This is a genomic window from Segatella oris (assembly GCF_900637655.1).
Classification (GTDB): Bacteria; Bacteroidota; Bacteroidia; order Bacteroidales; family Bacteroidaceae; genus Prevotella; species Prevotella oris.
Window position 1 is genome coordinate 519,989 of the sequence record NZ_LR134384.1, and the last position, 25,541, is coordinate 545,529.

13 protein-coding genes and 1 pseudogene are annotated in these 25,541 nt (G+C 45.9%); 8 read left to right on the forward strand and 6 right to left on the reverse strand.

Translation table 11 applies throughout. From position 1 onward, the window contains the following. Positions 1–16 precede the first annotated feature (16 nt). The 5 genes from EL210_RS02220 (at position 17) to EL210_RS02240 (ending at position 8,514) form a co-directional block, all read left to right on the forward strand. The gene (locus EL210_RS02220; protein WP_018919747.1) at positions 17–1,756 is read left to right on the forward strand and encodes a RagB/SusD family nutrient uptake outer membrane protein; all 1,740 of its coding nucleotides are present in this window, start codon (positions 17–19) and stop codon (positions 1,754–1,756) included. Positions 1,757–1,972: 216 nt separating this feature from the next. Next, positions 1,973–3,184 carry a SusF/SusE family outer membrane protein gene (locus EL210_RS02225; protein WP_018919746.1) on the forward strand — a complete coding sequence of 404 codons (1,212 nt, stop codon included), beginning with the start codon at positions 1,973–1,975 and terminating at the stop codon, positions 3,182–3,184. 94 nt (positions 3,185–3,278) lie between these two features. After that, complete coding sequence (locus EL210_RS02230; protein ID WP_018919745.1) at positions 3,279–4,730, forward strand: glucan 1,6-alpha-isomaltosidase; 1,452 nt, start codon at positions 3,279–3,281, stop codon at positions 4,728–4,730. A 34-nt stretch (positions 4,731–4,764) separates the two neighbouring features. Further along, positions 4,765–6,186, forward strand: a complete 1,422-nt coding sequence (locus EL210_RS02235) for an alpha-galactosidase (protein ID WP_018919744.1) — start codon at positions 4,765–4,767, stop codon at positions 6,184–6,186. A gap of 183 nt (positions 6,187–6,369) precedes the next feature. Then, the gene (locus EL210_RS02240) at positions 6,370–8,514 is read left to right on the forward strand and encodes a glycoside hydrolase family 97 protein (RefSeq protein WP_018919743.1); all 2,145 of its coding nucleotides are present in this window, start codon (positions 6,370–6,372) and stop codon (positions 8,512–8,514) included. A gap of 380 nt (positions 8,515–8,894) precedes the next feature. On the opposite strand, the gene EL210_RS02245 is transcribed toward EL210_RS02240, so the two are convergent. Beyond that, positions 8,895–9,860, reverse strand: a complete 966-nt coding sequence (locus tag EL210_RS02245; protein ID WP_018919742.1) for a ketopantoate reductase family protein — start codon at positions 9,858–9,860, stop codon at positions 8,895–8,897. 280 nt (positions 9,861–10,140) lie between these two features. On the opposite strand from EL210_RS02245, the pseudogene EL210_RS02250 reads away from it, so the two are divergent. From EL210_RS02250 to EL210_RS02260, 3 genes and pseudogenes are all read left to right on the forward strand, one after another. Further along, positions 10,141–12,470: pseudogene (locus EL210_RS02250) on the forward strand (TonB-dependent receptor). A gap of 271 nt (positions 12,471–12,741) precedes the next feature. Then, positions 12,742–13,956: a uracil-xanthine permease family protein gene (locus tag EL210_RS02255; protein WP_004378139.1), complete on the forward strand. Its 1,215-nt coding sequence runs from the start codon at positions 12,742–12,744 to the stop codon at positions 13,954–13,956. Between the two features lie 62 nt (positions 13,957–14,018). Then, positions 14,019–14,825, forward strand: coding sequence for a KilA-N domain-containing protein (locus EL210_RS02260; RefSeq protein ID WP_018919741.1), 807 nt, complete (start codon positions 14,019–14,021; stop codon positions 14,823–14,825). Between the two features lie 79 nt (positions 14,826–14,904). On the opposite strand, the gene EL210_RS02265 is transcribed toward EL210_RS02260, so the two are convergent. From EL210_RS02265 to EL210_RS02285, 5 genes are all read right to left on the reverse strand, one after another. Then, positions 14,905–15,753 carry a PfkB family carbohydrate kinase gene (locus EL210_RS02265; RefSeq protein WP_018919740.1) on the reverse strand — a complete coding sequence of 283 codons (849 nt, stop codon included), beginning with the start codon at positions 15,751–15,753 and terminating at the stop codon, positions 14,905–14,907. A 560-nt stretch (positions 15,754–16,313) separates the two neighbouring features. Continuing rightward, positions 16,314–18,392 carry a beta-glucuronidase LacZ4 gene (lacZ4, locus tag EL210_RS02270; RefSeq protein WP_018919738.1) on the reverse strand — a complete coding sequence of 693 codons (2,079 nt, stop codon included), beginning with the start codon at positions 18,390–18,392 and terminating at the stop codon, positions 16,314–16,316. Between the two features lie 12 nt (positions 18,393–18,404). Next, positions 18,405–20,336, reverse strand: a complete 1,932-nt coding sequence (locus EL210_RS02275; RefSeq protein ID WP_018919737.1) for a heparinase II/III family protein — start codon at positions 20,334–20,336, stop codon at positions 18,405–18,407. 84 nt (positions 20,337–20,420) lie between these two features. Next, entirely contained in the window at positions 20,421–22,124 is a 1,704-nt protein-coding gene (locus EL210_RS02280) for a RagB/SusD family nutrient uptake outer membrane protein (RefSeq protein ID WP_018919736.1), read from the reverse strand. A 12-nt stretch (positions 22,125–22,136) separates the two neighbouring features. Beyond that, positions 22,137–25,319: a SusC/RagA family TonB-linked outer membrane protein gene (locus EL210_RS02285; RefSeq protein WP_018919735.1), complete on the reverse strand. Its 3,183-nt coding sequence runs from the start codon at positions 25,317–25,319 to the stop codon at positions 22,137–22,139. Between the last annotated feature and the right edge of the window lie 222 nt (positions 25,320–25,541).

A 25,541-nucleotide genomic window follows, 5' to 3' on the forward strand; every position in this document is an offset into this window, starting at 1 on the left:
TTATTTTCATTTCAATATGAGAAAGACTTTTATTTATGTGGCAAGTGCTTTACTGGCGGCTTCTGGCCTATCCAGTTGCACTAATCTGGACGAAACACTTTACGACCAGGTAGCCTCTGGCAACTATTATAATACAAAGGAAGATGTTATTCGTGCCGTCTTACGTCCTTTTGAGCATGGATATTGGAGTATACAAAGCCGTCAAGTACTCAATGAAGAGACTGCCGATCAGCTCATAACGCCTACACGTGAGGACTGGTGGGATGATGGTGGCCGCTGGGCTCGACTGCATCGACACAAGTGGTTGACTACAAACGGAGAGGCACAAAGCGAATATAACGGCTGCTTTCAAGGCATAATGCAAGCTAATCTCGTGATAGAAGACTTGGAGAAACGCTCTGCTCGGCAGTTTGGTTTCAGTGAAGCTGAGTTCAATAACCTAAAGGCTCAGAACCGCGTTCTGCGTGCTTGGTTCTATCTTCGATTGCTCGATGCGTTCAGAAATGTGCCACTTGCGGTTAGCTATTATGACACTTCAAAGAATTCTGAAGGTCAGGTTGAACCTCAAAAAGTTTATGATTTCATCGAAACAGAACTCAAAGAAGCTATTCCTGAGCTATCAAAGAAGACCTCACTCGGCGGTAATCAGAATCTCGAAGGCGAGTGGACACAAGCTGGTGCGGCTTCGTTGCTCGTGCGTCTTTACCTCAATTCAAAGACCTATATAGGCAGAGAGCGTTTCAACGACTGTGAAAAGGTGGCACAAGATATCCTTGATGGCAAATATGGTGTTTACAAAGTAGCCGACCGTTGGGATGCCGCTTTCGACTGGAATAATGAAACTTGCGATGAAGTTATCTTCGCTTTCCCAGGTGCTCCGGGTTATTCTCACTGGCATTATTCGGCAGATATGTACATGTGGACAGTCCCTGCAAAGTCTAACGAGTGGCTACATGACAAGAAAAACAAGGCTGGTGGCCACAACATTAAATACTCTTGTTCACCCAGTTTCAATTCAGATGGCACTCCATATCATTTCGAATTGGGTATGCCTATCGCCCGTTTCAAGGACTATCCATCAGATGTTCGTCTGAAGAAATACCGCAACTTAGGCAACAGTCAGCGTGAAGGTATGTTCGTATATGGCAAGATTCAGTACACCGATGATGAGGGACATACTCAGTATTTAATGGACCATAACAGCAAGTTTGTACTCGACTTGCGCGATGCTGTGGGTCGTTTTGGTGGCATGGATGGTGATAGATGGCTCGCATCGGGCGACAGTAAACTCGAAAACGGGGATGATAACTCCGGGTGGATGTTCGTGAAATATCCTCTCTATCCCGATGGAGATGCAGGCCAGACGCAAGCAGATTATGCCGAGATTCGCCTGCCAGAGATTATCTATAGCCTTGCAGAGTGCAAACTTCGCAAGGGAGATGCGGTCACTGCTGCTAAGCTTTTGAACAGTGTTCGCAAGCGCAACTATCCGTCAACCGACTGGGCTACGGCGCTCTATGCACCCGAAGGAAGTGCTCATCTCGATATGAAAGAGATGTTGAATGAATGGGGTCGTGAGTTCTTTGCAGAAGGACGACGCCGTGTTGACCTTATCCGCTTCGGCAAATTCCTTGACTCTTGGTGGGACAAAGATGCTGATGCAGACAATCACATGCTGATTTTCCCATTGCATCCTGATATCCTTGGTGCCAACAAACACCTTGTTCAGAATCCTGGTTACGAATCCGGCAGATAATAAAAAAACACACATGATGTTTTGAAGTAAGTTTCTGAGACAGAGGGAGGTAGGCTCCGTGTGAGCCAATCCCTCGTCAACGAGGCTATGATTTCATGCAAATTGTACGATGAAATGGCGCAAATTGCGCGATGAAATGGTACAAATCACACGATAAAATGACCTAAATCACTTCACTACTTCACTAAGAAATAAAAACAACTAAACTTTTGTGATATGAAAAAACTATTCAAATATGGATTGATTCTGTTTGCAGCGGTCTTCATGCCAATGCTGTTTCAGTCATGCAAAGACGACAAAGATATCGTCATTATCGATGAAGAGTTGCCGTTAAAGGTTGACCATGTCTACATGGTTGGCGATGCTTCGCCCGTAGGTTGGAATATAAGCGACCCGTTTGAACTAACCCGTGACGCTTCAAATAAATATGTTTTCACTTATCATGGCGTGTTAAAGGCGGGCGAAATGAAGTTCCCTTTGGCTAAAGGTGATTGGGGAGGACTGTTCATTTACGCTCCGGCTGCCAACACAGAGATTAATGCTGATGGTGTAGCTAAAGACGGAATAGACATCCGTAAGGGTGGAGACGATTTGAAATGGAAGGTGACTAAGGCTGGAATCTATCAGCTTTCACTCGACTTAAAGACACGAAAGATTGAGGTGAAATATGAGGGTGCAGAACCTGAAAAGTCTCTCACTTCAGCATGGCTCACGTTTATTGGTGATGCAACGCCATGGGGATGGAACAATGACCCGGCGGTGATGGAGAAGTTCCAAAAGACTTCTGACAACCCACTTCAATTTACTTATGAAGGTGTTTTGAAAGAAGGCGAGTTCAAAGTTGCCTTTGATCAGACCGACATTCCAGCCTGGTCTAACTATCTTCAGGCTCCCGAAGCAGGCGTAACCCTTAACCATGAGGGCGTTTCTAAAGACGGAATGGTGAAAGGCGGCGAGGATAATAAGTGGAAAGTAACCGAAGCTGGTGTCTATAAACTTGTCTTCGACCTGACCAATAAGAAGATAACCGTGGCCCACTTTGACCCAAACATTCCTGTTGTTACTGAATGGGATACGAAAGTTCTCTATATGATTGGTGATGCAACGAGTGCTGGATGGTCGGCTGAAAACCCTGTAACCATGACAAAGTCTGGTGACTATCTGTTTACGTTTGAAGGCGAATTGAAGGTTGGTGAGTTGAAGTTCACCCCCAACAAAGACGGCTTCAGTGGTTCAAAGCCTTGGTTCTTGGCTAAGGAAAGCGGTGCGGTCATCAACGAACATGGTGCTTCTGTTGCCGACATTGTTTATGGAAGTGATGACAAAGGCACACCCGATAACAAGTGGAAGGTAGAGAAAGCCGGTAAGTATAAGGTCACTGTAGACATGACAACGCATAAGATTAAGGTTGAATATCTTGGTGCTTGATATACAGAACGTATTTAGTAGAGAGAGGTTTTGCCCCTTTTCATAAGACATTGCACAGCCTCTCTCCCTTACAAATCAAACAAAACGAAAAGAAATGAAAAAGTATATTCTTGCCAGCTTGGCTTTCGCAACATTGCTTTCTGGCTGTAACAGCAACGAATGGGACGTCACAAGTGACCTTTCAGTGGATAAAACTGATCCGACAATTGGGCTTACTCCTGTTGCAGAAAAACCCGGAATGGACTATGCTCCGCTTTATTGGAGTCTCTATGGCAACCTGTATGACCAGGAACAAGCAAGGTCTTTCCCTAACATTTTCACCCCCAACGATTGGGATACAGCCATTGATTATGTAGCCACTAACCTCAAACCTTATGGTTATGATATGCTTGTGACCGATGGTTTTGCATCGATGAGTGGTGAGAATGGCTATATGACACGTTATAGTCACACCCAGAAAGACAACAATTCTCCTGAAGTTCGTCTCTCAGATATCGTTGCAAAGTTGAGTGCCAAAGGCTTAAAGCTCGGCGTTTATGATAGTCCTTTCTGGCTGCATTACGACAATGGAGACGCTGTTATCCCTGGAACAGACGGGATAAAGGTTAGTAGTTTGCGCTTCAATCCTAAGACAGACAAGGTTCTTCACCCTGAAAAAGAAGACTACTTCTGGTGGGTTAACACCTCACATCCAGGCGCAGAACAGTTCTTTGAGGGCTTCTTTAAGCACTATGCAGACTTAGGTGTGCACTTCGTTCGTATGGACTTCCTCTCTTGGTACGAGGATGGCATGAACTATACTGACGTGATTGATAAGGGATATGGACGCGAAAACTATGTTCGTGGCATGCAATGGATTTGCAAATATGCCCAGAAATATGGTGTATATGTATCGCTTGTAATGCCTCATTTGAAAGATAATGCCATCATAGAAAAGTATGCTGGCAACATGGTTCGTATTGATGCAGACGCTTTAAAGGGTGGATGGTTCCGCTTTTCAGAAAACAATCGCGGTAATATTCGTGGCGGTTGGCCAAACTCAGAGACTGCTTTCGACGGCTTTGTCAACTGGTCAAAGATCTCAGGTCGCAAGAAAATACGTCTTGATGGCGACTTCATTCGCATAGGTTCTTACGCAAACGACGATGAGAAGATGAGCGTTGTATCACTTCCTTTGATGGCCGGTGGCCCAGTTGCAGCTACAGATATGCCGACTGGTCATGACCTTTCATTCTTCCAGAACGCTGAACTCTTGGCGTTACAAAAGGATGGTTTCGTCGGACTACCAGTCGCTCGAGACCTTTGGAACACTGATGGTGAGATGTGGTATGGCCAGATGAAGGACGGCAGTTGGGTCATAGGACTCTTCAACCGCAGTGCAGATACAGCCTTACGCAGCTTAGAACTCTCAAAGATTGGACTCACTGGAACTTGGAATGTGCGTGATCTTTGGAAGCATGCAGATGAAGGAAAGGTCAGTGAAAAGATAGAAGCTTCAGTGCCTTCTCATGGTTGTAAGATTGTGAAGTTAACGAAAGCAAACTGATAAGGCTTAGAGATTACGACTTGGGTGCATAGTAATGAAATACAACCTGTTATTATTGATTGCTTTGATTCTCGTGGTCTTGCCTGCTAAAGGCCACGTGATTGACGAGGAAGGAGCGCCTTCCTCGTCAACAAATCAAAGGCTATCGGCCAACCATTCGCTTCGAGCGCCCCTCTATTGGAGCGTATATGAGCACTGCTGGTTAAAGGAAAAGGCGGGTGAACAGCATATAGACATCACGCAAGCTCAATGGGATTCCATTATAAACTGGGTCGCAACAAATCTCAAACCCTATGGTTATGAGATGATATGTACCGATGGTTTTATCCCTATGTTGGCTGAAAACGGCGCGCCATATATGACGCGTTACGGCAGCATTACACTCAAAGAGCTCATCAAGAAGTGTAAGGCTAAGGGGTTGAAAGTGGGTGTTTATGACAATCCTCTATGGATTCATGGCGACGATTCGGTTCATGTCAGAGGCACAAAAGATGTTACTATTGGCGATCTTCGTTATCGTTCGAGCGACAAGGTGCTTCATAAGGACACAACAGATCGCTGGTTTTCGTGGGTCGTTGTTACGCGTCCGGGAGCCAAAGCCTATATAGATGGCTTCTTCAAACACTATCATGACCTTGGTGTTGACTTCATTCGGATGGATTTTCTGAGTTGGTATGAAGATGGTTTTGACCGGAATATGGGTCGCGTTGGCCGTGGATATGGTCGTGATTCCTATGCGTTGGCGTTGCAATATATCTGTGAATCAGCCCGTAAATACGGTGTTTTCACGTCGTTGGTGATGCCACATCTCTATGAGAAAGCTATGCTTGAAGCGCGTTATGGCAATATGATTAGGGTGGTAGCCGACACAGGTGATGGTGGTTGGAAGCACTTTTCAGCGGCTCATCGCGGTCAGTTCTTTCCCACATGGCCCAATTATGACAACATGTTTGATGGCTTTATCTATTGGTCTTCGCTATCAGACAGGGACAAAATCATCTTAGATGGTGATTTCACTCGGCTCAATACGTTTGCCAATGCCAATGAAATGGAGAGCGTAATCTCGTTACAATTGCTCGCCGGTGGCCCCATTGCAGTGGCTGATCTCCCATCGTCGATAGGCAATCGCGTGTCTTTTTATCAGAATAAAGAACTGCTTCGACTCAACAAAGAGCGTTTTGTCGGCAAACCTTTATCCGTTGATCATCGCGATGTTCGCAGTCAGATTTGGGCCGGAAAGCTTACAGATGGCAGCTGGATTATAGGCTTTTTCAATCGCGAAGACACGCCCCAAGTAAGACAAATAGACTTTCGTCAGCTCGGCTTAAAAGGCAAATGGCGCATCAGAGACATGTGGAAACACACTGACGAACGCCCCGATGAGGCCTATCAAGTGACGCTTGCGCCACATGCATGCAAGGTAATTCATCTGACGAAAGCAACGAAAAGTCGTTGACATCTCAATAGAAAATAATATAGTTATCACTCAATAGCGGAGATAGCCATAGGTTTGTTATGGCATCTTCTGCCTACAATAAAGGATAAAAGATTGTTCATTTTCAATGTAAAGCCAGTGTTGTGCTTTGCAAAAGAGAGTTGAACTTACTGAAATTTAATTAGGAAATAGTAATCAAAAGATATGAAACGAATCAAGAACAGCATTGCTCTTGGAGCAATCCTCCTCATGCTTTCACCGAACGTTAAGGCACAAACGGTGAAGTCACCCGACGGGAATGTCGTCCTCACTTTTGCCTTAAAAGAAGGTGGTGTGCCTACGTATACGTTAGATTATAAGCGTAAACCCGTTATAAAGCAATCGGAATTAGGACTCGAACTCAAGCGCGATAAGCATGCAAGTAAGGAGATGAACGAAACCGATTTATTAGCAGGATTCAACGAAACCGGTCATAAGGTGTCTACATTTGACGAAACTTGGAAGCCCGTTTGGGGCGAAACAGCCACGATTCGCAATCATTATAACGAATTAGAAGTAGATCTTAACCAGCCAAGTAGCAAGCGAAACATCGTGATTCGATTCCGTGTATACAATGATGGCATGGGATTGCGCTATGAATTTCCACAGCAAAACGAGCTCAACTATTTCATTGTGAAGCGTGAACACACGCAGTTTGCCATGGCTGGAGACCATACTGCCTACTGGATTCCTGGAGATTATGACACACAGGAATACGAAACACAAATCAGTAAGCTATCGGAGATTCGCCAACGGATGAAGGCTGCCATCACCGATAACTCCTCTCAGACTCAATTTTCGCCTACAGGCGTGCAGACATCTCTACAGATGAAGACGGCCGATGGACTCTATATCAATCTTCATGAGGCTGCTTTGGTAAACTATCCTGCCATGCATCTTGACCTCGATGATAAGAATATGGTGTTTGAAAGCTGGCTAACGCCCGATGCAGTAGGCAATAAAGCCTATGTACAAACACCCTTTAATACGCCTTGGCGCACGGTGATTGTCAGCGATGATGCCCGCCAAATGTTGGCAAGTAACCTTATTTTGAATCTCAACGAGCCTTGTAAGTTGACCGATACCAGCTGGATTCATCCAACAAAATATTGTGGAGTTTGGTGGGAAATGATAGCTGGTGGTAAGCCATGGAGTTACACTTTTGACCTCCCTTCGGTGCATATTGGTGAGACAGATTACACGAAAGTGAAGCCTAATGGACTTCATCCGGCGAACACAGCCAACGTGAAACGTTACATCGATTTTGCCGCAAAGAACGGACTTCAGCAAGTACTTGTCGAAGGATGGAACATCGGTTGGGAAGACTGGTTTGGCCATTGGAAGGAAGATGTGTTTGATTTTGTGACGCCATATCCTGACTTTGATATCAAATATCTTAATGAATATGCACATAAAAAAGGTGTAAAACTCATGATGCATCATGAGACCTCAGCCAGCACAGCAAACTATGAACGTCGCATGGAGAAAGCCTATGAGCTCATGAACAAGTATGGTTATGACGCCGTTAAAAGCGGATATGTAGGCGATATCATTCCACGTGGCGAATATCATTACAGCCAAAGCATGATTAACCACTATCTTCATTGCGTTAAAGAGGCTGCAAAACATCACATCATGGTCAATGCTCATGAGGCGGTTCGACCCACAGGACTTTGCCGTACCTATCCAAACCTTGTCGGAAATGAAAGTGCTCGTGGCACGGAATATGAGGCGTTTGGCGGTAGTGAGCCTTATCACACGGTGATATTACCCTTTACTCGTTTGCAAGGGGGACCCATGGACTACACTCCCGGCATATTAGAGACGAAGTTAAACAAGTGGTGTAACAACCAAAGTTATGTGCATACAACGCTTGTTGGGCAACTCGCGCTCTACCTAACGATGTATAGTCCGCTCCAGATGGCAGCCGACTTGCCTGAAAATTACGAGAAGTATGACGATGCGTTCCAGTTTATTCGCGACGTAGCTTGTGACTGGGATGACTCTAAATACCTTGAAGCTGAGCCAGCACAATATATTACTGTGGCCCGAAAAGCAAAGGGAACGAACAACTGGTTCATTGGAGGTAAATGTGATCAGAATGGACATAAAAGCACCATTAAACTTGATTTCCTCGACAAGGACCGCAAGTATGCCTGCACAGTCTATGCAGATGCCCCGGATGTAGACTATGAAAAGAATCCTGCAGCCTATATCATTACGAAGAAAACTGTGAAGCGAGGAGACACACTGAAGCTCACCATGGCGCGTGGCGGAGGTTTTGCAGTAAGCTTGTTGACCGAGAAATAAGTTTTAGGAAGATAGGAATTCATAGAAAAGAAGTAGGGAACGGACGGTGCATCTGCCTCCCTACTTCTTGCATTTCTGAGCCAACCGTGTAAAAACTTGATTTATAAGGACTTACAATCTCATTCATTTCAATGAATGATTTGCGTCATTATACACGATAATCTCTGTCATATTGCGCGGTAAAATGAATGGAATTACAACGCAATCTGACTGATATTAGAACGTAGCATGTAAGTTGTTGGTTATCAAGTTGGTATCCTACTGCATGGAACGCCTGTCTTTCGGTATTCCTAACTGCACTTTCACGCACTGTAATTTCCATGCAGCGATGGGCTGACAACGACGGAATGGGGCTCAGAAAATAGTGGAGGAACTGTCGTTTAGGGCTGCATATACCGCTCCACATTGTCATTGAAGATAGGGCATTCAACCGACTGAGCCTTCCCCTCACGGTAGACAAGGCGGCAAACATGGAGCAGATCGGGCACATTGGCATGCAGCAACATGATCTGACGCGTCAGGATTTGGGTGGCAAACATGCGCTTCATCAGGGGCGCGGAAAGCCAAACGGGGAGTCTAAACGGGAGCACTTCGCTCCTGTAATGGCGCAAGTTGACGCCCCGACCGACTACAATCTTCATACATTCGCGCACCGTCAGCACCGCACGGCGCAGGAGATGGGTGCTGTCCATCAGCCTTTGCACGCACTCGTCTGCCCGCTTTGGGTCGGCTTCGGCAAGGGCAATGATAGTCGAAATCACACCGGCATTGATGCTCATATGCAACCAAATCCACTCTAACATGTCGTGGGGGCACTCGCTTTTTATGCCGGATTGGAGGAAAGAACGGGTGATGTCGTCGTAGTTTTCGACAGAGGTTCGCTCGCGGGATTCAAGCATAATGTGGTCGAAAACCACGCTTTCCAGTCGGCAATCTGCCTTGTTCAATCGTCCTCCTGCAACGGGATAGCCCAACAGATAAGGCCTTCCGGCCATGATATGTTCAATATGTTCGCGGCTTTCCCATACGCCGCAGAAGAGCAATATCGTTCCTTCGAAGCGGTTGTCGCGAAGGGTTTCGAGCGCTTCTTCAAGGCGGAGGGACGACAGACTGACGATGATGAAGTCGTAACGGCTGCCGGGTATGGCGCGAGTTATAGGATAATGGTCTTCCTTTTGCTGCCCTTTCTTGTCATGGCGACCGTCGAGCAGCGACACAGAAAGGCTTTCGGTGGCATGGTTCTGCGACGTGGGACGAATGTAATGTGCCACGTCGTGCCCGCTTTTCCGTAAGATATAGCCATACGTAGAGCCGATGACACCGAGCCCGAGGATTAATATTTTCACGCGAATATAGCTTTAATAATGAAGAAAATTCACACTGTAAAGGTAGTCATTCGACAAAGAATATCAGATTTGTCAATCGAAAAAATAACATTATTTCAAACAAGTGGTCAGTCGAAATACCAAAAACCGAGTAATAAAACAAGGTATGTCGGGCCGTCACAGATTGCCTATTAATAGGTATTGTCAATAGAAAATTTCTTTATACCTTTGCATTCGCAAACAAAATAAAAATCAAATTAAACTTCTTTATGTTATGAAAAGAAAGATTGTTTTATTCATCATGGCACTCTTGTGTGCCCTTCCAATGTTCTCAGAAACGGGAGAAAGCATGGATAAGAAACAAACGGATGCCAACGTCTACGGTCATGTTATTGAGTTGAAGACGGGCGAACATTTGGCTTATGTGATAGTATCAGTAAAAGGAACAACGCTTTCCACGACTACAGATGCTACCGGACATTACTATATGAAGAACCTTCCTGTCGGCAAATATGTAATCGAAGTGAAGGCAATGGGATACAGAACAGTCACCCGGGAGATTGAAACGAAGATGCATCAATCGCAGGAAGTGAACTTCACACTTACCGAAGATGCCATTGCTTTGGATGAAGTCGTACTGACTGCCAACCGTTCTCAGACCCTGAGACGTGAGGCCCCGGCTCTTGTCAACGTGCTCGATAATAAGCTTTTTGAGCAGACTAACGCCATGTGTATGGCTCAGGGACTCAACTTCCAGCCCGGAGTGCGCACGGAAGACAATTGCCAGAACTGTGGCTTCTCACAGGTGCGCATCAACGGACTTGACGGACATTATTCACAGATACTGATTGATTCACGCCCTGTTTTCACTTCGCTCAACGGCGTATATGGGCTTGAACAGATACCTTCTAATATGATTGAGCGCGTAGAAGTGGTGCGCGGTGGTGGCTCTGCACTTTATGGTGCATCGGCCATTGGCGGCACAATCAATGTTATCACCAGGGAACCTATTCGTAATTCTGCCGAACTCAGCCACACAACCACATCCATTGAGGGGCGTGGAAAGTTTGAGAACAACACGACAGCCAACGTTTCAGTAGTCAGCGAAGACGGCAAGACGGGCATCTATGTCTATGGACAACACCACTACAGACCAGGCTTCGACCACGACCGCGACGGCTATACCGAACTGCCACAGCTGCGCAATCAGACATTGGGATTAAGCTCTTTCTACAAGTTTAACCCTTATTCAAAGATCTCATTGCAGTATCATAACATCAGCGAATTCCGCAGAGGAGGAAACAAATTAGACCTTGCGGCTCACGAATCCAATATCACAGAGCAGGGCGATCACGACATCAATGCAGCTAACTTGGGTTATGACTGGATGTCAAAAGACTATAAGGATCGTCTGAAAGCTTACTTCTCATTCAGCAACACCGTGCGTAAAAGCTACTATGGTGGTATAGGAGAAGGGAAGCCGGATGATATAGAAACCGCTTTGAAAGCCTATGGACGCACTACTGATTTGACTACAGTTACAGGCTTGCAGTATGTGCATCAGTTTGACAAACTGCTCTTTATGCCTTCAGATCTGACACTCGGTGCAGAATATAATTATGACGCATTGAAAGACAAAATCATTGGTTACAACCATCTTTTAAACCAGAAGACGAGGATATCGAGCGCCTATTTCCAGAACGAATGGAAGAACCAACAGTGGAGTTTGCTGTTGGGTGGACGCTTCGATAAACACAACCTAATCCATCATCTCATTTTCAGTTCAGTCCACGCGTAAACCTGCGTTATAACCCCACAGAAAACATCAATCTGCGTGCCAGTTACTCGAGTGGTTTCCGTGCTCCGCAAGCCTTTGATGAAGATCTTCACGTAGGTTTCGTGGGTGGAACTCGCCTTGTAACCCGCTTGGCTAAAGACTTGAAAGAAGAGCGTTCGCACAGTTTCAGTCTGTCGGCTGACCTTTATCAGACCATAGGAAGCGTGCAGACAAACTTCCTTGTCGAGGCTTTCTACACGCATCTGACGGATGTTTTTGCACTCAAAGCACTCAATGAGAAAGACAGCGAGGGCAACAGTGTGCAGGAACGCTATAACGGAAGCGGAGCGAAAGTATTCGGGTTGAACCTTGAAGGCAAAGCTGCTTTCACGTCATGGTTCCAACTTCAGGCCGGATTGACATTGCAACGAAGCCTTTATGACGAGCCTTTGGAGTGGGATGAAAAGGCTCCCAAGGTGAAGAAAATGATGCGTACGCCTTCTGTCTATGGCTATTTCACGGCTTCACTGACCCCATTCAAGAACTTCTCTGCATCGCTTTCGGGCAATTACACGGGCAAGATGCTCGTAGGACATGCCGAACATACGCTCGAAAATGACACTGTTGTAGATCCTGAAGCAGTGAATACGCCATCGTTCTTTGTGCTCAACACGAAGGTAGCCTACGACATTCCAATCTCTAACTACGTTAAGTTGCAGGTGAATGGCGGTGTTCAGAACCTCACAAATGCTTATCAGAAGGACTTCGATAAGGGTTGGGGACGCGACTCAGCCTATATCTATGGCCCAGGATTGCCACGTTGTTTCTTTGCAGGAATTAAGATTATCTATTAAATAAAAGACAATATAAAATAGCTGATCTCAATTTGGAAAACACAGCAAGGCCTTTCTCTTCATACTGAAGGGGAAGGCTTTTTATTTCATGGCTCGGTACATGATCAGGGCTGGATACACATAAATGAGGGAGCCAGAACATCGTTCTTCTTCTTTCGAAGCATTGTCTTAGCGTTGCAGTTGAAAAGAAATTGATGATATATCACCCATATACGACGTTGTTTTCCCTATTTTTTTGTAATTTTGCAAACGTAAAGTTATTCCTTAATTCATGAATACAGAAAACTTATCTCTTGGGAAAAAGGTCGTTGTAGGCATACAGTTTTTGTTTGTTGCCTTTGGTGCAACCGTCCTCGTTCCAATATTAGTAGGCATTGATCCTGCTACAGCTTTGCTCACCGCCGGACTCGGAACGTTTATATTTCACTTTGTAACTAAAGGGCGAGTCCCCATATTCTTAGGTTCTTCTTTTGCTTTTATTGCACCGATTAATGTGGCTTCAGAGCAGTGGGGATTGGGCGGAGCATTGGCTGGATTGACGGCAGTTTCCGTGGTTTACTTTGGCATGAGTGCCCTTATAAAATGGCAAGGAAGAAAACTTCTTAACCGTATTTTCCCACCAGTTGTTATCGGGCCGGTCATTATTCTGATTGGTCTTTCACTCTCGGAGACTGCTGTAAACATGGCAAAGTCTGATTGGTTGCTGGCTTTCAGTTCACTGTTCACGGCCATACTCGTGCTCACTTTCGGCAAGGGGCTTATGAAACTCGTGCCTATTATCTCGGGGGTTGTCGTGGGATATATCGTTGCTTTGTGTATCGGCAAGGTCGACTTCTCGGGTGTTGTGGCTGCTTCCTGGTTCTCATTCCCTGTGAAATTCGATACGATTACACATTTCAGTTGGGCACCATTCCTGTATATGCTCCCTGTAGCTATTGCTCCTGTGTTAGAGCATATCGGTGATGTTTATGTGGTCAGTGCCGTGGCAAAGAAGGAGTTTGTGGTCAATCCGGGCCTTCATCGCACCATGCTTGGCGACGGACTTGCCTGCCTTGCCTCTGCATTTTTAGGCGGGCCACCCGAAACAACCTATTCAGAAGTGACGGGTGCCATGTCGATAACCAAAGTGACAAGCCCTGCCGTAATCCGCATTTCGGCTGCGACAGCATTGTTTTTCTCGGTCATCGGCAAGCTCAGTGCCTTGCTTCAGAGCATACCGAAGGCTGTTCTTGGGGGGATTATGCTATTGCTTTTCGGCACGATAGCAAGCGTCGGCATTCAAAACATGATGCAACGTAAAGTCGATATGAACGACACTCGCAACATCATTATCATCTCAGTGATGCTTACCATGGGGCTTGGCGGCGCCGTGCTGTCAAGTGGAAACTTCGCCATTTCGGGCATAGGACTCTCTGCTATCGTGGGAGTTGTGCTGAATTTAGTGCTGCCCAAAATGAAAAAGACAGAGGAGAAGAAAGCAGAATAGCCTTAGCTTATCAGCACAGCAGGCGGCAGAAGCTTTCTAAAAAAATAACGTTTGATGAAACAATGGCAAAGATAGAAGTACAAAACACGCAAGTGAAAATCATTTCATATAACGATGCAGACTATATCTCCCTTACGGATTTAGCAAGGCACAAAAGTGATGAGCCATCTGCGGTCATAGCTAATTGGATGCGGAACAGAAATACTATAGAATATCTGGGCATTTGGGAACAGTTGTATAATCCATTGTTTAATCCCCTCGAATTCGAGGGGTTTAGAAAAGAAGCAGGCCTAAATGCATTTACACTCTCACCTCAAAAGTGGATAAATGCTACTCATGCAGTTGGAATTATCGCGAAATCCGGACGCTATGGAGGTACATATGCACACAAAGATATAGCCTTTAAGTTTGCTAGTTGGATTTCTGTTGAGTTTGAACTATACATCGTTAAGGAGTTTCAACGCCTGAAGGAAGAGGAACAGAAAAAGATTGGTTGGTCAGCAAAAAGAGAGTTGTCGAAAATCAACTATCGTATTCATACGGATGCAATCAAGCGAAATATTATTCCAGAAGAGGTTTCACCACAGCAAGCAAATACGATTTATGCCACTGAAGCAGATGTGTTGAACGTCGCAATGTTTGGCATAACAGCGCATCAGTGGCGTCAGATGAATACTGAAAAGAAAGGAAATATCCGTGATTATGCAACTATAAACGAGTTGATTTGCCTCTCGAACATGGAAAATTTGAATGCATTTTTCATTGATCAAGGGCTTCCACAGAGGGAAAGACTTATTAAACTAAATCAGATAGCTATTCAGCAGATGAAAGTACTTGAGAGTGGAAATGAACCTTTATTACTAAAGTAATATGGTCTTCAGCCTGTTTCCATAGCTGAACAACAATCATTAAACTTGAAGATCAACCCTTGGTAAACCGCGAATTACATTATTTTATCTTCCCGTCATAAGGCCCGTTGTGCTCTAATTTGGAGGTACACATGGCGGCTGCAAACTTCCCTGACTCTTCAAAATCGGCCCCGAGGCTGCGCATGTAGAGGTAACCTGCAGAATAAGTGTCGCCACATCCCGTGGCATCTACAACCTCCCGTGGCTCATATGCAGGAATTTCATAGAACCTTTTGTCGGCATAGATGAGGCTTCCATAGCTTCCCAACGTGATTACTACCTCTTTCACGCCCAACGCTGCAAGCTGGGTGGCCACCGTGCGTGGGTCTTTCGAGTTGGTGATAACCTCCATTTCGTGTTCGTTGAGCTTTAGAATATCGGTGCAAGAAAGGATTTCTTCCTTGTCTTTCCAATTGACAGCACAGACGTTTTCGCCTCTTACTTCGCGCAGATAGCCCTGTACATCAATCGAAATCCGACCCTTTGCAGACAGATATCTGACTACTTCGGGCGGGAAATCATCGGCCAACAGACTGCCTAAATGAAACACCTTGGCCTCTAAAGGCTGCATTTCGGCCAGCGTAAATGGGTCGGCTTTGGCCAACACTCGCTGTGTCCTTCGGTTACTGTCTGTGCCATATCGGTTTTCAAAATATACACTGTGCAGACTGTCATAACACAGCACATCAATGCCTTCACGACGCATACGATCGACCTCTTCGCGCGATTCCGGGCCGATTTTCGTCACTAATTGGAATGCAATGTCATGGGGCAGATGGTTGATTCCATGTGCCATATAAAAGGCAGTCCCGCCTGCCATAGAGACAGTTTGACGGGGAGTGATAATCTTGTCACGGGTAATATGCCCGATGCAGCATATATCTTTCATTCGCGATTGATTTTTCTTAGTGTTTACAAAGGTACAAAAAATATCGTAACAGGAAGCCCTTTGTCTTGCTTTAAGCATCTTTGAATTTGTCAACTTCTTTCACATCAGATTTGCAATCGCCTCGAAAAATCATTATCTTTGCCGCAGGGAGAGTGCACAAGTGCTTTCCCTTTTTTCGTGTTATCTTGCGAAAGAGAGGGTAATATGCAGCAAATTGCATGGTGTTTTGATATGGAATTGCCTCGCAATTTGCGTCATTTCATCGTGCAATCTGTATCAACATGCGTAGTCAAATGGTGCAGATGATGAAGTAAAGTGAAAGGAATGGCCAGACAACAAGATTGACAAGGCGAAAGAACTCCATTCTCCTTGTCAATCTTTTTGATTATTTTGTTAAATAAACATAAACGAAAGAAACCCTTGGTTTATGCTGTGTAATGAGAGGGAGGCAGGCGAAAGATTCATTGCAGTGGCTTAAAAAGTCGCCGCACTTTCACTGGCGAGGACTGTAAGTAAGGCTTTTTCCCCTTTTAGGGAGGGGCTGGGGTGAGCATTAGGCCTTAGTGAAAGCCTTCTGTTTCTACTTCCCATTCGTCCTTTACCGCCTTTCCTGCCTTCATTCCTTTTGCCACAATACGGTTCAATCCGGGTTGAAGCGTAATGTGGAAAGTGCAGAGCGAGATGTCGTTGGGTGTGAGAGCAGGCAATGGTTTGCCGTTGATGGTGAGCGTAACCGACTTACAATTGGAGAACACCCATAAGTCGATATCTCCCTTTTTGCGTTCCGTGCATCGCTTTCCTGCAATATATACCATTGGTTCGGGGTTCCAGTTGGCCTTGTAGAAGTAGTAGGCATCCTTCTTTGTCTTGCGGTCATGCGTCACAAGTCCTTTGTCGTTGATACCCGGCCGGTCGCCTTCTGTGCGATGAGCAGCACCGAAATCAAACATGTTCCATACGAAAGAGCCCCAGAGGAAAGGCCTGTGTGAGATGATATCCCAATTGCGGATGTGGTAGAAAGTCTGCCAGTTTTCGGGATGCCACCAGCTGTTTGGTTGAGGCTGGATCAGCGAGTCTTGCTGTTGTCTGACGGAGGCGCCAGCTCCATATTCGCTCAATGCGATGCAAAGTTGCGGGTACTTGGCATGCATTTCGTCAAGGAATGTGGCTAAGGTTGAGGGCGTAGAGCCATACCAACCGTCGTAACGGTTCCATGCCATCACGTCGGTAATGAAGTTCATTTCGCCCATTTGGTTGCTCGCGCAGGTAGTGAGTCGCGTGCTGTCTTCGGCATGTGCCAGCGTGTTTAGCTCGCGGATATAGTCTGAAGGATTGTCACCTTCGTATTTAAGTTCGTTGAACAATCCCCAGAAACAAATGCTTGGGTGATTGAAATGCTGTCGGATGAGTTCGCAAAGTTGCGCTTTTCCGTTGGCACGAAAACGCTCGCTGTCGACAAATCCCTTGTCGGCATAGCCGCCTGGCCCAACAAATGGGATTTCAGCCCAGGTCACAATGCCTGCCCTATCCATTTGATCGTAGGTGTAGCTTGAATGTGGATAATGGGCCAGACGCACGGCATTGACGCCCATTTCGCGCATCAGTTTCACGTCTTCCCGGATATCTTCCGGCGCGAGGGCATTGCCCACAATGGCTCGGTCTTGATGTCTGCAAACACCATGCAGCTGTAAATGGCGACCATTGAGGAAGAAACCGCGGGCAGGGTCGACTTTATAATAGCGTAGGCCCAAGGGCTGTTCAACCTCATCGAGCAGTGTTTTACCCTGCCACAGACTCACTTTCACCTTATATATAAAGGGGTCTTGCGTGCCATTCCATAGATGAGGACGGTGTATGATGAATGGAATCGTGTACTTTCTCACCATGGCTTGCGCCTCAAGACGGATGCTCTTCTGTTGCTTGATAATGGATTTGTCGCCTGAAAACACTTCCACGGCAACCTCTACCTGCTGTATTTTATCGGTAGGATTGTCGAGCATGACATCGGCTTTCACGTCGGCCTGCTGTGCATCTACTTTCGTTTGGCGCAGGTAGATGCCTGGCGAAGCATAGTCAAGGGGCGAAATACAGACGTCGTTTGTCAGCAGTAAAGCCACGTTTCTGTATATTCCGCCATAGAAATTGAAGTCGCCCACGAGCGGCATTACATCGAGTTGCTCGGCATTGTTGACGCGGACGAGCAGTTGGTTCTTGGCGCCATAGATGAGTTTGTCGGTCAGTTCGAAGATGAAAGCGCCGTAACCTCCCCGATGTTCTCCAATGTGTTTGCCGTTCAAGAAGAGGTCAGTAGTGGTGTTTGCGCCTTCAAAACGGATGAAGATGCGGCGTCCCTGCCATGATGCGGGCACGAAGAGTGAACGGCTGTAGTTGCCTATTCCACGCTTGTAATCGGGTTTTCCGCTGAGGGCATCAACGGCATTCCAGGTATGAGGAAGGGTGACTTTATGGCCGCTTCCCTTATGCACTTCATGGGAAAAGCGAAACAACCAGTCGTTATTCAGAGGGATAACGGCGCGCTGGGCGCTTGAAATCGTGGTCACAAAGACCAACGAAAGCAGCAGAAACAACCGCTGTATGGAGTTGCTTCTGCTGTGTGTAAAAGAGGTATAGTTGAGCATAAACAATCTTTTTTAAGGGTTATCACGGGTCACAGTACAGCGATATTGACCGCTGAGCGCTTGGTCATTGGCCGTGAGCGTGATGCGATAGATGCGGTCGCCCCACACCTTAGAGAGTCTCTGGTCGGTCAGTTCAACGGCTTCAACAGTGGGTTTGAACACGTTGGCATCATAGGAAAGCGTGGCTTTTACCTTGTTGATGTGCAGCTTGATGCGTCCTTTCTCGCTGATATCTACGTTTCCCCAAGTCATGAAATTCAGCTGATTGGGAGCCTTTTTCATTTTTAAGCGATAGTCATCTGTAATGACAAGACTGTTTTTCTGGAGCTGATAAGCGCGTATCCAGCTGTCTACAGCAGCCTCTTCCGGATAGGCTTTGGCAATATCTGCAGTAAAGATGCAACGCTTTTCATCGGCACGAACCTGCGTTGCATGATATTGAGTTCCAAAGCTTTCGGGCTGTCCATTGATGATGGGAAGATTGTGATAGTTGCTCTGCATGGTCCATATCGTGTAGCGTTCGCTGCTGAAAGTCTTCTTGGTATAGGTGCCCACGCCAGCATCAATCAGCAGAGGAACGTTGTCAATGGCAAGGATGCAGGTGCCCACATCATTATGGTTGTGGCTTTCGTTATTGTGTCCTCCCTTGGCAGCGAGGAACATATTGCCGGAGCGCATGTAGCAGAACTGGGTCTCAGGATACCACATAAAGCGTGGTGGACGATAGGCCGTTGTCTCGCTTTTCAGCTTTGGAAGGCTGCGCAGATTTTCGAGTTCTTGATACAGGTCGAGCCAGGTGGAGGGCAGTTTCGGAGGATAAGCCTTCGCACGCATAACTGCCATAGCCTTCATGACAGGGCTGTTGACGGCGACACCATAGCGATAAACGAGCATCGTATTAAGTTCGTTGGCTCGTGCAGAAGCGTCGGCAAAGTTGACAACCCATTCGTCTCCGATGTATGAAGCAGCGATATATTCGCCCATTTTCTTGATTTGTGGCTGCGAAAAGAAGTTTACTTTGCCCCCTGTGATGAGTGACAAGCCAGAGAGATATTCAAAGAGTTTGCCGGCTGCATGCCCCCAATAGGAGGGGCCCTCCTCGCATGCTCCGTCGCTTTTAACGTAGTTCAGGTATTCATCTACAGACTCCATGGAAAGACGGATGGCTTTGGTGAGTTCTTCAGGATTGTTTTCCAAGAGCATGAAGCAGAACAAGGCGTTGGCGTTACACCATGGTGTCCAGTTGTTGAGCAGACGGTCTTGTTTGTAATTTCGTGCCATCCACCAGAAGTCATTGCGTTTGAAGAAAGGGTCAAGTTCGCGTCGTTGCAGTTCATAACGCAGTCGGTTGGCGATTATCGGGTCGACTTTATCAAACTCATCTTTCATGAAATAATACGTCCAAGCAAGCAGTTGTGCAATATCTCCTTGACGTAGTTCGAGAATTTCCTCACGATAATCAGGTAATGCCCTGTGGCTTTTCTGGTAGGCAGCAAGGTGGGCAGACTCAGCCCAAGAGGTCATTTCGCAGAAGAAGAACACGCCGTTAATCAAGTCATCTACAAAGCGTCCACGTCCTTCTGCAAGTTCAGCTACGAGCAAACGACTCAATACGTTGATGTTTTGGTTGTAGGGTTTTTGCATGGTTGTACGGTTCCCTGACCGTTCATAATCAAGGAAATCTGTGGCCCGGACAACCTGCCATTGATAGTCAAGATAGCGCTCGCCAGCCTCTATAATAGGCTTTTTCTCAGCACCAAGTAAGGTTTCCCAACCTGCACGGTCGGCATATTTGGGATAAGGAACCCACTGTTGATGCATCACAAGTGAACTCTGTATGAGGGCTTCTGAGGCGTTGTTTTGTAGTAGATTTCGCTTTTCATAGGCCTGCGAAGTGCACAGAACCGTGAAGAATAAGCATATTATGAAAATCGTTTTCTTCATCGTTTTAGCATTAAATCAAAAAAGATTCCCGCACAGATTCACATCTCGCGGGAATCACCATTCATGTACATATATAACCTAAAACTACCAATCTGGGTTTTGAGTGAGGTTTCCGTTCTTTTCTATTTCGTCTGCCGGTATCGGCCATAGATAGTCACGTTTCGTCACAGAACGCACGTAGCGGAACTTTCCTGTGATATCGGTTTCTTTCCGTTTGTCAAGAGTTTCCAAGAGTTTCCAGCGTTTGAAATCACTGAAACTCCATCCTTCTCCTGCAAGCTCGACAGCTCTTTCATGCTTGATTCTCTCGAATACTTCATCCTTGGTCGTTGCTTTCAGATAGGCAGGCCCACTGTTGATGCCAGGCATCTCGACACTCTTGCGTGCTCTTACCTGATTGATCAAGGCCACAGCTTCGTTCTGATGGCCTAATTCATTCTGACATTCTGCCATCATGAGTAATACGTCTGCGTATCTGATCAGTGGAAAGTTGATAGGTGTGTGAGCGCGGTTGTTGATGGCTCCTCCCATATTTCCCTCGGGAACAAACTTGCGCCAGAGATAGGTTTCATAGTTACCATTGACGCGGATGTAGCCTTTTCCACTCGTAATAGAGGGCGCAATAACAAATTCGCAGTCCTCTTGTGCATTGGCAAACCAGCCGGTATAGTTTGTATAAGGCAAGATTACGGTTGCATTCATGCGTGGATCGCGCTTGCCATACATTTCCAACAGTTTTGCTTTTCCTGCCGGGTAAGCCTTCACTTTGCCTTTCTCCATTGTGGCACGGAAGGTTTTTACCTTGACATTATTATCGGTCTTGATGCCTGGGAACCAATCATCCCAGTCGAAAGGACGCCCATCTTTATACTCATAAGTGTCTACAAAGTGTTGAGAAACCATGACATTGTTCCAGCAACTGCCAAAGGTTTCACGGGCTCCCATGTAGAAACACATCGGCATTCCATGGTCTGTGCCGACTCCCCCCATGTTCTGAATGGCGAAAATCATTTCAGATGACTCGTCACCTCCTGGCTTAAAGAGTCCTGCATAGTCGTTATAAAGCGCGTATTTCCCTGAAGCTACGACCTTCTCAAAGCACTCTAAGGCTTTCTTATACTCTTTAGCATAGAGATAAACCTTACCGGTCAATGCAATAGCTGTATATTTTGTAGCACGCCCATAGTTAGCTTTATCCCAAGCTTCAGGCAGTTTATCGGATGCTTCTGCAAGGTCTTTCAATACAAACTCGCGTACCTTTTCAATTGGTTCACGGGGATTTTTCATCTCACTATAGCTTTCGCTGACAATTACCGACTCGTCATAGACAGGCACACCACCGAAGAAATCCATCAGTGTGAAATAGTAAAGTGCACGCATGAACTTAGCTTCAGCCTTGTATTGAGCTTTCAGTTCATCAGTCATCTCACAGCGGTCAACATTCTGTAATACGCCATTTGCACGTGCGATGCCTTCGTAAATACCTTGCCATTTGCCTAATACTTTTCCGTTTTTCACGTCATAGGTACCACGTTGTACAGGCTGATACGATGGTGGGTCATATCCCATAGCGATACCTCCTAAGCCATCCAATGAGAATTGGAGACCGAAAACATCCGGCTCCTGCATTTGACTATAGACAGCCATCATCGCCTCCTTAGCATGCTCTTCGTTCTTATAGAACTGCTTGGAGCTTAGTTGATCGGCAGGAACTCTATCCAGATCGTAGCAGCTATGCAGGGACATTGCCATTGCAATAGCAGCAATCGTTATATATTTGATTTTCATATTATCATGTATTTAGAATGAGACATTCAGACCAATTACAGCCTGTTTCATTGAAGGATATGCCATTCCACTTACTTCAGGGTCGAAACCCTTATACTTAGTGAAGGTAAAGAAGTTCTCCAAACTGCCGTAAATGCGCACCCGTTCGATATGGATCTTTGCAGTCAGTGCCTTAGGAAGCGTGTAACCTAATTGGATATTGCGTATCTTTACGAAGCTCTTGTTCTCCAAATAGAAGTCGCTATACTTCGTGTTCTGCTCGTCCTGATATTCCACAAGGCGGGGATATTTTGCATCAGTGCGGCCTTCATACCAGCGTCCATCGGCTATTTCTTTGTTGATTTGGTAACCATAGCGCACAGTAGGAGTGTTGTATGCCGCATGCTGCCAATACACCTTGGCACCGAATGCGCCTTGTATCAAGGCAGAGATATCAAAGCCTTTCCATGCAGCATTAAGGCTCAAGCCCATGATGAACTTAGGATTGGGACCGTCGCTGACAATCTCTTTATCGTTGTTGTCAATGACACCATCACCATTTACGTCCTTATAAAGCAGGTCACCTTTCTTAGGTGTGCCGAAAGCTGCAAATGGATTGACTTTCTTTCCGTCTGCACCTATAGGCGCATTATCAATGATTTCCTGAACGCGCTTCATGTCTTCATCGGTCTGCAAGAGTCTTTCAACGCGCAGAAGATACTGAGAATTGATGCTGTGTCCTTCCCAAATAAGGTTTGCACCACTGATAGCCATACCCCCTTTATCCTTGCCTTTGAACTTGTTGACTTTGTTCTTGATGAACGTGAAGTTGGCAGTTGCACCATAACTGAATTCATTCACACGGTCTTGCCAACCCAAAGTAAACTCTACACCTTGGTTGGTTACGGTTGCACTGTTTACCTTTGGAAGGCTTGTTGTACCGTGCACAGCCGGTGCGGGAAGGTCAATCAGGATATCGGTCGTACGTTTATTGAAGTAATCAAACGTTCCCGTCAGTTTGTTTTTGAAGAAACCAAAGTCAAAACCAAGGTCGAATACATTAGTGGTTTCCCATGATAACTTTTCGTTAGCCAAGGCTGTCTGTGCCATACCTGTCACCATTGTATTGCCTAAAACATAATTCAACGCGCCTTTCTTGCTCGTGTAAAGTGACTGTGAAGCATAGTTACCAACAGCATTGTTACCCAATGAACCATAAGAAACACGAAGCTTCAGATTGCTTAACTGACCATTGAAAGCACCCTCCATGAACTTCTCTTGATCCATACGCCATGCTGCAGAGAGTGATGGGAAATATCCCCAACGCTTGCTTTTCTGGAAGCGTGATGAACCGTCGGCTCTGAGATTGAACTCCATTAAATAGCGATCTTGCCAGTTAAGGTTAAGTCGGCTGAAGTAAGAACGCATGGCCCATTCAGACAATCCACCGTTAGCGCTGGCCTGACCTGTAGCACCATCGAGCACACTCATGCTCAAGTCAATCAGGTCTTGCTTGGTAACATTGATGTCTTTTGAACGGTAAAGCTCCTGACTGGCACCCAACATGAAGTTCATGGTGAGGTTGTTCTTGAAGTATTTACTGTTGTATCTGAGCACTATATCATTGAAATAGCGTTCTATCTTGCTGTTTTTATTATAGATATTGAACTTCGATTTGGTCGTGTAAGTCTTTTGCTCTGTCTGGAAGTTCCAGCCTTCCTGCACCACAGGCTTACGCATAATGTCCTCGTCGAGCAGTTCATATGAGTAGCTCAATGCCACAGAAAGTCCCTTCATAGGCTTGATTGTGGCAAGGAAACGAGGGTGGAAGTTATTCTTACGGTCGGTTCCTGCCCACTTATATGCACGTATCAATGGGTTGTTGTTAGCACTCTGTGCAGCGTCTTCCTCATTGTTCATAGCACCAAACCTGCCGTCGGGAGCACGGAAAACCATACCCGGAGTCGTTGCAGAAGTATAGGTGAAGACGTTGTCAATCTCGTTATATCCGGGCTGCATGTCTGATACATAGCTGCTCATCTGGAAGCCGATGTTGAGCCATTTGGCTACATCTGCATCGAGGTTCAAACGTCCGTTGTATTTCGTAAAGCCTGCATTGTGCATTACACCGGGATTATTCATGAAGCCGAATGAACCATAGAAACGTATCTTGTCTGATCCTCCGGAGACAGAGATGACATGGTTTGTTGAAGCAGAGCTTTTGAAAGTCTCGTCCACCCAGTCTGTATTAGGATACTGCAAAGGGTTCTTACCTGCGTCATTGCGCCATGCATCGATTGATTTCTGGCTGAAAGGAGCTTTCTTCCCACTGTTAGCATAGCCCTCATTAATGAGTTCCATGTAGCGTGCATAGTCTGAAACAGGGGTCAGAGTCTTGCGAATTGACTCGAAAGAAACATAACCATTATAGTCAACCTTTATTTTACCACTCTTTCCACTCTTGGTAGTGATGAGTATAACACCGTTGGCTGCTCGCGAACCATATATGGCAGCAGAGGCTGCATCCTTAAGAACAGAGATCGATTCGATGTCTTGTGGGTTCACAGTATTAATGCCGGCTTCTGATCCATCGATGATAACCAATGGCGCAGCAGAGTTCAATGTGCCTTGACCGCGCACCAGAATAGACGCGTTGTCATCACCGGGACGGTTGTGATTTGAAGTCACCGAGACTCCGGCTGCTAAGCCAGCAAGTGCCTGGGAAACGTTAGTGAGCGGACGACTTTCGGCAAGTTTCGACACATCAATTGACGAAACAGAACCTGTCATGTTTACTTTCTTCTGTGTTCCATAGCCAACAACAACCACTTCATTCAGCAGTTTGTTGTCTTCTGCCAAGGTAACATTCAGGGTTTTCCGTCCTCGGAGTTTGATTTCCTGTGTCGTATAGCCTACGCTCGAAACGATAAGCACGGCATCCGCTGATTTCACTTTCAGCGTAAACTGGCCGCTGAGGTCGGTCACGCAGCCGTTAGATGTTCCTTTTTCCATGACCGTAGCACCGATCATTGGGCCCATAGCGTCAGATACATGGCCTGTTACTGTCACCAAATCCTGTGCAGTAGCCATTGGCATTTGGCCGTTCTCGCTCGTCCCTGTCATTGTAGTTCCGGCATGAACTGACATTGAAGTCAATGCAAGCGTAGTACAGAATAGGGCCTTTTTCCAAGGTACATTACTGTTTTTGTTTCTCATAAAGTTAAATAAGTGTTAGGTTAATAATTGGAAAGTCCCAAAAGATTATTACGTTATTTTGGTGACAAATTTAGCATATTAGGGCATAATGGAATGGTAAAATTGTTCAAAAGAATTACAAATTTGTACAAAAGCATGTATTTATTTGAATTTTATGGAATAATGCCTAAAGTTCAGGAGCAAAGCGGTTTCTTCGGAGTTGCCATATGTTTCATGCCTTTT